The 1,164-nt window shown below is 68.2% G+C and carries 2 protein-coding genes; both read left to right on the top strand.

All coding sequences use genetic code 11. The features are described 5' to 3' along the window. The first annotated feature begins 72 nt into the window (after positions 1–72). A complete protein-coding gene (locus H1A17_RS34040; RefSeq protein WP_194823811.1) occupies positions 73–564 on the top strand; it encodes a winged helix-turn-helix domain-containing protein in 492 nt (163 codons plus the stop codon). After that, complete coding sequence (locus tag H1A17_RS34035; RefSeq protein WP_309236932.1) at positions 528–1,148, top strand: IS630 family transposase; 621 nt, start codon at positions 528–530, stop codon at positions 1,146–1,148. Before H1A17_RS34040 ends, H1A17_RS34035 begins: the two co-directional genes overlap by 37 nt. Positions 1,149–1,164: the final 16 nt, after the last annotated feature.

Below are 1,164 nucleotides of genomic sequence, written 5' to 3'. Positions count from 1 at the left end.
TACAGATCTTGAATGGTCAGGTTCGTCCGATGTGGTCTGTGTGGCGGTGTGGGGTTGGGGTAGATCGATGGGATGAGGTATCCCGATGGTGGTGGATTGTCCGCGCGGGGGCGGGCGAAGCGTGAGGCGGTACGGCGGCAGGCTGCGGGGTGGTTCGCCGAGGGTGTGTCGGTGTCGGTGATCGCGCGCAGGTTGCGGGTGTCGCAGACTGCGGTGTACGGGTGGCGTAAGCGGTGGCGGGCGGGTGGTGAACAGGCTCTGGCGTCGAAAGGGCCTGGCGGATCTCGGTGCCGGCTGGATGATGGCCGGTTGCGGCGGCTGGCCGACGCGTTGGAGCAGGGGCCGGCGGCGCACGGGTTCGGTGCTGATCAGCGGTGGACTCTGGCGCGGGTGTCGGACCTGATCGCCCGCATGTTCCGCACCCGGTACACGCTGCGCGGGACGGCGAACATCATGTACCGGCTGGGCTGGTCGGTACAGGTGCCCGCGCATCGTGCGGTCGAGCGTGACGAGGCCGCGGTCACCACGTGGCGGCGGGAGACGTGGCCGGCGGGAAAACGGTAGCGGCGCAGCGGCAGGCGTGGCTGGTCTTCGAGGACGAGGCCGGTCAGACGCTGCGCCCTCCGAAGGCACGCACCTGGGGACGACGCGGACACACCCCCGTGGTGCCGGTGTCGGGCAAGGGCTCCGGCCGGGTCTCGATCGCCGGGCTGACCTGCTACCGGCCCGGGCAGCGGTCCCGGTTCATCTACCGCACGATCGTGCACCGCCGCCGCAAGAACGAACGGCGCAGCTTCAGCGAACGCGACTACATCGCCCTGCTCGACGCCGCCCACCAACAACTCGACGGCCCGATCGTGCTGGTGTGGGACAACCTGAACACCCACGTCAGCGCCGCCATGCGGCAGATGATCGACGCCCGGGACTGGCTGACCGTCATCCGACTACCCGCCTACGCCCCGGACCTGAACCCCACCGAGGCGGTGTGGTCCCACCTCAAACGCAGCATCGGCAACCTCGCCGTGACCGGCGTCGACCACCTCCAGGCGATCATCAAACACCGACTCAAGAGCATCCAGTACCGCACCGACCTACTCGACAGCTTCCTCGCCCACACCGGCCTGACCCTCGAACCCGACACAACCTGACCATTCAAGATCTGTA

Source organism: Micromonospora sp. S-DT3-3-22 (assembly GCF_015354745.1).
Lineage (GTDB): Bacteria > Actinomycetota > Actinomycetes > Mycobacteriales > Micromonosporaceae > Micromonospora > Micromonospora wenchangensis.
The sequence above is the reverse complement of the archived record's forward strand: the minus strand, read 5'-3'. Positions and strand labels throughout refer to the sequence as shown.

Bases quoted from the DNA above. Each gene is read 5' to 3' on its own strand.
- H1A17_RS34040 (WP_194823811.1), top strand. From the start codon at position 73: ATGAGGTATCCCGATGGTGGTGGATTGTCCGCGCGGGGGCGGGCGAAG.